This window comes from Mesorhizobium sp. M7A.F.Ca.CA.002.05.1.1, from assembly GCF_003998335.1.
Taxonomy (GTDB): domain Bacteria; phylum Pseudomonadota; class Alphaproteobacteria; order Rhizobiales; family Rhizobiaceae; genus Mesorhizobium.
The window spans coordinates 1-7,539 of the sequence record NZ_RZQI01000224.1 but is presented as its reverse complement, the minus strand read 5'-3'; the positions used below and the strand labels follow the sequence as shown (position 1 = coordinate 7,539).

6 protein-coding genes and 1 pseudogene are annotated in these 7,539 nt (G+C 60.2%); 1 reads left to right on the top strand and 6 read right to left on the bottom strand.

Going from position 1 to position 7,539, the window contains the following annotated elements; all coding sequences use genetic code 11:
• A pseudogene (locus EN939_RS13815) lies at positions 1-2,245 on the top strand (chromosome segregation SMC family protein); the annotation flags it as partial.
• 82 nt (positions 2,246-2,327) lie between these two features.
• Here EN939_RS13815 and EN939_RS39715 read toward each other — a convergent pair.
• From EN939_RS39715 to EN939_RS13790, 6 genes are all read right to left on the bottom strand, one after another.
• A complete protein-coding gene (locus tag EN939_RS39715; protein ID WP_272483091.1) occupies positions 2,328-2,456 on the bottom strand; it encodes a hypothetical protein in 129 nt (42 codons plus the stop codon).
• Positions 2,457-2,507: 51 nt separating this feature from the next.
• Positions 2,508-2,723 (bottom strand): hypothetical protein, encoded by a 216-nt coding sequence (locus tag EN939_RS13810; RefSeq protein WP_127268451.1) that lies wholly within the window; start codon positions 2,721-2,723, stop codon positions 2,508-2,510.
• Positions 2,724-2,907: 184 nt separating this feature from the next.
• The gene (locus EN939_RS13805) at positions 2,908-3,276 is read right to left on the bottom strand and encodes a hypothetical protein (protein ID WP_127268450.1); all 369 of its coding nucleotides are present in this window, start codon (positions 3,274-3,276) and stop codon (positions 2,908-2,910) included.
• A 91-nt stretch (positions 3,277-3,367) separates the two neighbouring features.
• On the bottom strand, positions 3,368-4,249 hold the full coding sequence (locus EN939_RS13800; RefSeq protein ID WP_127268449.1) for a hypothetical protein: 882 nt from the start codon (positions 4,247-4,249) through the stop codon (positions 3,368-3,370).
• A gap of 10 nt (positions 4,250-4,259) precedes the next feature.
• Positions 4,260-5,483, bottom strand: coding sequence for an alpha-2,8-polysialyltransferase family protein (locus EN939_RS13795; protein ID WP_245456773.1), 1,224 nt, complete (start codon positions 5,481-5,483; stop codon positions 4,260-4,262).
• Between the two features lie 700 nt (positions 5,484-6,183).
• Positions 6,184-7,539, bottom strand: a 1,356-nt coding sequence (locus EN939_RS13790) for an ABC transporter substrate-binding protein (RefSeq protein WP_164750982.1), incomplete at its 5' end; no start/stop codon positions are given.

Here is a 7,539-nt window from a genome sequence, read left to right as displayed (position 1 = left end):
CGACACCGCCGAACGCCGCGACCGCTTCGCGCGCCAGCTTGCCGATGTCGACCGGGAATTGTCTGAGATACTCTCCAAGGTCGCTGGCCTGCCCGATCCGGCCGAGAAGCGGGTGCTGGTCGAACAGGCCATGGCGCTGCTGGAGGAGGCCGAGGCTGCCGTGTCTGAGGCCGAGCAGTCTGTCATCGATGCCCGCGCCACGGAAAGTTCTGCCCGGCCACCGCTTCAGGATGCCAGGGCCGAGCTGGCGCGGATCGAAACCGAAGCGCGCACGCTGGCCAAAATCCTGAATGCAGCCAGCGGCGATCTCTTCCCGGCCGTGCTGGAGCAGATCAGCGTCGATCGCGGTTTCGAAACGGCGCTGGGTGCGGCCCTTGGCGAAGACCTCGACGTGCCGCTTGACCGCAGCGCGCCGGTGCATTGGGGCGAAAGCGCGATCCAGCCCGGCGACGCGGCTCTGCCGGAAGGCGTTAAAAGCTTGGCCAGCGTGGTCCACGCGCCGGCACAGCTCGCCCGCCGCCTGGCGCAGATCGGTATCGTCGATGCCGCCGGCGACGGCCGCCGGTTGCAGTCGCTGCTTGCTCCCGGCCAGCGGCTGGTCAGCCGTGAAGGCGCGCTCTGGCGCTGGGATGGCTTTACCGCAAGCGCCGATGCGCCGACCGCCGCAGCACAACGGCTGGCGCAGAAGAACCGGCTGGCTGAGCTCGATGCCGAGGCGATACAAGCGACGCTCGTCCTGCGCCAGGCCGAGGATGCGCTGGGAGAGGCTGAACAGGCGCTCCGCCTGGCAAGCGAGGCCGAGCGCAACACGCGCCAGGCCGGTCGTGACGCTCAGCATCGGCTGGACGCTGCCCGCAATGCGTTGGCCGAGGCCGAGAGGGCCGGCGGCGAATTGCAGAGCCGGCGCGCCGCACTCGATGAAGCGCGCGCCCGCATCGTCGACAGCCATGAGGAGATTTCGGCCGCCTTCGCCGAGGCGGAAATGCTGCTGCAGGACGCGCCCGATCTTGGCGATCTGCAATTGCAGCTCGAACAGTCCTCGGCCAATGTCGCCCGCGACCGCGCCGCGCTTGCCGATGCGCGCGCGGTGCATGAGGGGCTTCGGCGCGAAGCCGAGGCGCGCGCGCGCCGGCTCGATGCCATTGGCGCCGAGCGCAGCAATTGGCTGGAGCGGGCCGAAAACGCCTCGACGCAGATCGCATCGCTCGGCGAACGCAAGGCCGAGGCCGAGGCCGAACGCGAGCGGCTGGCCGATGCTCCCGATGAAATCAACGCCAAGCGGCGTGCCTTGCTGTCGCAGCTCACCGAGGCCGAGAGCTTGCGCAAGGCGGCGGCCGACCGTCTGCAGGAAGCGGAGAACCGGCAATCCGAACGGGACAAGGCCGCCACCGGCGCCATCCAGTTCCTGGCCGAGGCGCGCGAGACCCGCGTTCGCGCCGAAGAGCGGCTGACGGCGGCCGACGAGCGCCGGCTGGAGGTCGAGGCGCGCATACAGGAAACGCTGAACACGCCGCCGCATCTGGTCATCCGCCACACCGGTCTGGAGGCCGACAGCCCGATGCCTGAGATGGCCGAGATCGAGCGTCAACTCGACAGGCTGAAGATCGAGCGCGAACGGCTCGGCGCCGTCAACCTGCGCGCCGAGGAGGAGCAGAAGGAGCTATCCGACCGGCTGGAGGCGATCGTCTCCGAGCGCGAGGACATCATCGAGGCGATCCGCAAGCTCAGGCAGGCGATCCAGAGCCTCAACCGCGAAGGTCGCGAGCGGTTGCTGGCCGCCTTCGAGGTCGTCAACGGCCATTTCCAGCGGCTGTTCTCGCATCTGTTCGGCGGCGGCACGGCGGAATTGCAGTTGATCGAATCCGACGATCCGCTCGAGGCTGGCCTCGAAATTCTTGCCCGCCCGCCCGGCAAGAAGCCGCAGACCATGACGCTGCTGTCCGGCGGCGAGCAGGCGTTGACGGCGATGTCGCTGATCTTCGCGGTGTTCCTGACCAACCCGGCGCCGATCTGCGTGCTCGACGAAGTCGACGCGCCGCTCGACGACCACAATGTCGAACGCTTCTGCAATCTCATGGACGAGATGGCGGCCACCACCGAGACGCGTTTCGTCATCATCACCCACAATCCCATCACCATGGCGCGCATGAACCGGCTGTTCGGCGTGACCATGGCCGAGCAGGGCGTCAGCCAACTGGTGTCGGTGGACCTGCAGGCGGCCGAGGCGATGCGCGAGGCAAGCTGATCCAGATTGCGCTGCCTGCGAAGGGGCCGCTCCGGAGCAATTCAGGAAAAGTGTGCAAGCGGTTTTCGCCCGGCAAAAAATGTCAGGGCCGCGGACTGTGCCTGTGCGAATGATGCTTGGCCGAGGACCAGACGAAATAGAGCGATCCCAGTTTCAGCACAGGCACCCTGCGATCCCGCTCGCGATCACGCAGTTCGCGGTAGGTCTTCACCTTCAGTGTGCCCCCCGGCAATCTGATTCGCAAAGCCATGATGCATAGAGCTTACGTGCTTTCTCCAGTCGATGGAATGTTCATTTCAAGCTCATCGTCAGTATTCGAGCTCTTGGAGGGTCGATCGGGAATTGTACTGGGCCACCAGATGACGAAATATTTGCCAAACTGCCAGACCGGGACTTCGCCCTTGTGCTCCCGTCGCCGCAACTCATGACGTTGCTTGACCTTCAACACGCCACCCGGAAGCCTGATCTTGATCGTCATCGTCCCTCAATACTGATGGCGCGCTTCCTGGGTGCCGCGCCCGAAGCTTCATCTGTCCGGCCAAGGTAGAAAAAACCGCCCACTCTCGGATCGGACCGTTGCAATCCGATTTCGCCGAGTCAATGGAGCCGGGGGCGAACTCCTCTGGCTATCGGCCCCGTGCACAAAGGGCTTGAGAACAGGCTCAACCTCTGCGCCGCAAGATCCAGTTCACACAGATCACGGCCACGAGGCCACACGCGATGCCGACGCAATCGGCAACCCAGTCGGACACGTCCAGATCACGTCGTATCAGCGCCGTGCCCTGGAGGACCTCGATCGCCGCTCCAACAACTGCAAGGAAGACGATCAGCCTGATCTTGCGATCAGGCCAGCCGAGCCCTCCAAGGAAAGTCATGACGGCAAAGGCGCTGGCGTGATTCAGCTTGTCGTAATGGAAACCGATATCGATCCCGTACTCCTCGAGTCCGGGTATAGGCACCAGTGCAAGGACAAGAACAGCGACAAGCGTGCTGAAAAAAGCAATCCGTTCGGCGGCTGGATGAAGTCTCATTCTGCTCCAATCTGTGCCTGCCCGCCGCGAAGGTCGAAACCGGCTCGGTATTGGCGGTTCAGGCTGAAACTCAGATCGACGACGTTGTCTTTCAAAGCCGCAATTTTTGCTTGAGCCTTTTCAGCCAGGTCTGTTCCGCCTCATCCTGGTCTTGATGCGCCGGGACATAGCGCGGCCGTATCTTTTTTCCTTTGATGTAGAATGGCTTTTCGACTTCTCCAACCAGGTTGACGAAAAGCCGGGATTTGTTGGTGGGTTGGCGGACTGTGACGCCGTGGACCGATTCAATCGAATTGATGAACAATACAAGAATGTTCTTGTCGTATTTAACTGTTTCGACGCATTCCAAATGGGTGTCGTCGACATAGGCATCATTGAAGAGTGTCGCTTTGGCTTTCAGCGTGGCGTATTTGGACTTGAAACGACTAATTGTCAGGTCCCCGCCAACGGCATCATAATCTTCCGGCCTCATATAAAACAGGCCAGAAAATAGCTTGTCGCCATTGTCGATGTGGCTTGTCCGCACCGATCCGGCATTGGTTACCGGCGTGTTCCCGCTGAGCATCGCATCCATCAGTATGTCGCGCGTTGCATAGGTGTCACTAAACCTGATGCCCGCTTTCATACTCTTGAGGCGTTCATAATTGGGATAATAATCAGGGTAAAGCTTGTGAATATCGTCGTAGAACAGGTCGGCGAGTTCGTCGAAAAATGCTTGAGATACGTGGTAGGCGATAAAATCGCGCCATATTTGCGGCACAGCTTCGTTCGACCGAACGCGGTGGGCCTCATAGTCCCATCTGGTGTTGTTGCGGCGCGTATCAATTTCGAGCGCTTCCGGAGCGGGAAACGTGTCGGCCAACTCCTGGTAGAGATCGAGGGGAAGGGCGTCGCGCAGGATGATGTGTGGAAACGGCTCTGATCGAACGTCGGCCCTGGTGGCACGTTGAAGGACTGAAAGCGGCTTTGACATCGATGGTGTCTCAGATCGAGTTTGCCTGAGTTGGATTCAAAGGATCGTGTTCAACCTGTTCGGGGCTGCCGCCTTTCAACGGATCCTTGGTTGCGTTCAAAGATTGGAGCCCTGAAAAGGGCTCCGCATGGGCTTTCACCATTTCGCTCATCAGAATATCCGCGCCAGTCATCAGGGGGATCAAGGTTTCCGCAAATGTGTATGTTTTGATGCCGTAAAGCCACTTCAGGTAGAGAAGGGCAGCTGACGTGCCGGAGACGCACCCAACAATGTTCATCCGGGATACGACAAGCTCTATCGGATATATGTGCGGAAGGTTCGCCTCCATGATCCTGGTGCTGGCGTCGGCCGTCACATTGCCGATGGTATCCAGCAATTCGGGGAAGAAGGGCGTGCTTATTCTGGGATGTTCCTTCCAGACGACGTCGTATCCTCTCTCAACGATCTGCTCCGCAATGCGTCTATAGATCGCCGCCTCGTGCGCGTACGACATTATGCCGTTTCGCGACAATGCCTGGCCGAGCAGCAGGATCCGTGGGTTGGCTGACGCACGGCAATGTTCATTGCCGCCGGAAAGCGCATCCCTGCAGGCTTCATCTATTACGTCGCGCATCAGCGAAGCGCCGACCTGAAATCTTGGTACGTTCTCCAGAGCATCGTGAATGGGGATTTCGTGGAGCAAAGAATAAAACTTTGTCACCCGTCTCAGATGGTGTCTTTCTATCTTGTCGGCCGCTTTCCTCAGTCGGAACGCCGGTGAAATTGTAGAGAGTCCTGCAATCAAGGCTCCGGTGATGCGCCGTCTAAACCTGGTGCCTGGCGGCCATGACATGGTTGAAATTTCGAATGGAAGGTATGACGTCAAGCCATCCTCATACAAAACGATCTTGGCTTCTGGGTATGAGTCCAGCAGTATTTTTTCCGATGGCCGGTTAACGAAGCAGGCCCAGATTTCAACCGCGGAACTCGCGTCGATGCCAATTGTGTCTCGGATCAGACGATGGATCCGGAAAATTTGCAGTTGCCCATATTTACGCTCGGACGTCAGAAGGTCGTATGCCCATATGATCCGTTTCCAGGTCCATACTGTAGACGCAAGTTCAGCAAGACCGGTCTTGAAATGCTCGGAAACGCCGGCCGTTTCATAGAGCAGAAGGTAATCCTCATGCTCCTCATCCGCCGGGGAGCTTCCATCCATTGTTGACTGGCGAAGAGAGGCAACCAGGCTGAGCAATTGCCAGCTGCCAAAGACGCAGCATATTCGAACTGGCAATTTAAGGTCTCCAGGTAGGATGGAAATAACGCCGCATGTTCCGCGATCTCAACCGCAAAATTGCTTCATGTCCGAAGACCGTGTGTGGCTCGGGGCGTTTCGCCAGCTTCATAATACTGCCTGTCGTCGACCGGAAAATATCTTGCAGATATTGGCGTCCAACGCCCGAGACAGGCTGGAGTTCCGCGCAATAAGCAGGCGAATTCAGTTCAATTGAGCGGCAGAGACCTGTTGAGATCCGGCATAAACATCAGGCGGCGGCAGACCGCTCATGCGGCTCGATCTTGCCGCTTCGGTTCCTGTCGGTACCAAGAGCGCGAATTCTCCCGGTTTTCGGGAAGGTCGTTGCCCGGGAAAGCGGGTTTCACTTCCATCAGTCAAAAGTAAGCTCCAGCCATGAACCGGAGCTTGATGATGACAGAGGCGGAAACCAGAATGTTTAACACGCTTGATGTGCCAGCCGGTCCGGTGCAGCGGCCCGGGATTCCGGCCGACCTGCCAAGGCATGGCGCGTGTGGCCGCACCTGTGCATCATGCCCGATGCGAAGCCTGCACTGCTCCTCGAGCGCCCTTGATGCCGACGCTTCGGCGCAATTTTCCCGGTGAGCAGGCGAAGGGCGGCGCCGGAAAATGCGCCGCCTGTCGGAAGGGTTGCCCGCGATCAGGCCGCGAGCCAGGCCCGGGTGAAGTCCTGCTCATAGGCCTGATGCATCTGGTAGCCCATCAAGGCAGGTTTCATATGGCAGAACAGCTTTCGCCAGTAGGGCTGAACGATGATGCCGGAATCCTGCAGCATGACCTGCAGTTCCTTCATCACCGCACGGCGCTGCTCCGGATCGGCGATGGCGTTGGCCTTGTGGACCTTGGCATCGAAGTCGGGATCGGCGAACCCTGTCTCGTTCCATGCCGAACCGGTCTGGTAGGCAAGCGCATAGGTCTGGATGCCGAGCGGTCGGGCGTTCCAATTGGTGGTCGCGAAGGGATACTTCGTCCAGTCGTTCCAGAATGCCGATTCCGGGATGACAGTGCGTTTCACCTTGAAGCCCGCGTCGCGCATCTGCTGGGCGACGGCATCGGAGCTTTCCTTGCGGTAATCGGCTTCGACCGAGATCAGATCAAATTCGAAATCGAGCTGGCCGGCTTCCTCGAGCAATGCCCTGGCCCGGACCGGATCACGTTTGATCGGCGGCAAGTCGGCGTGTTCGGGATGCATCGGTCCGACATGATCGTTCTGCGCGACGATACCCATGCCGTCGGCGCCCAGTTGCAGCACCGCTTCGTTGTCGACCGCAAGCTGTATGGCGTTGCGCACGCGCTTGTCGTCATAGGGTTTGGCGTTGACGTTGCAGCGCGAGACCAGGGTGGCGGCAGTGACGATCTCGCTTTTCTTCAGGCCCAGCCTGTCGAGCATGGCGACGTCATAGGACTGCGTCTGCCCATTCAGGTCGATCTCACCGGATTCGAATGCGGAGACGGTGGCGGCCGAGTCGGTGCCGTAGTCGGTCCAGTCGATGCCGTCGAGGAACACCTCGCCGCCCCACCACGACCCGTCCGGCCGCTTGCGCACCGAGGCAGCAACGCCGACATCGAGTCTTTTAAGTTCGAACGGGCCCGTGCAAACGGGGTTGGCCGACAGTGGCGCCGCCTTCGGATTGAATGTGTGGTGGACGATCAATGCCGGATAGTCGGTCATCGCTGGGATGATGGTGATGTCGGGCTGAGACAGTTTCAGGACCACGGTGTGGCCGTCGCGAACCTCGATGGCACCAGTGCGCGCCACCTTGGTGTCGGGATCGATCAGCGCGGTCATGCGCCCGGCCATCGAGTTGCCGGCGGCATCCTTCTCGCACCAGCGCGTGATGTTGAAGGCAACATCCGTGGCGGTGAAATCGTCGCCGTTCGACCATTTCACCCCCGGGCGCACCTTGAGCACATATTCCGTCGCGTCCGCATTGATCTCCCAGCTCTGCAGCAGCACCGGCTCGAAGGTGAAATCCGGCTTCCAGCGCACCAGCGG

Coding starts and splice junctions, on each gene's coding strand:
- EN939_RS13810 (WP_127268451.1), bottom strand. CDS start 2,723: ATGACGATCAAGATCAGGCTTCCGGGTGGCGTGTTGAAGGTCAAGCAA.
- EN939_RS13805 (WP_127268450.1), bottom strand. CDS start 3,276: ATGAGACTTCATCCAGCCGCCGAACGGATTGCTTTTTTCAGCACGCTT.
- EN939_RS13800 (WP_127268449.1), bottom strand. CDS start 4,249: ATGTCAAAGCCGCTTTCAGTCCTTCAACGTGCCACCAGGGCCGACGTT.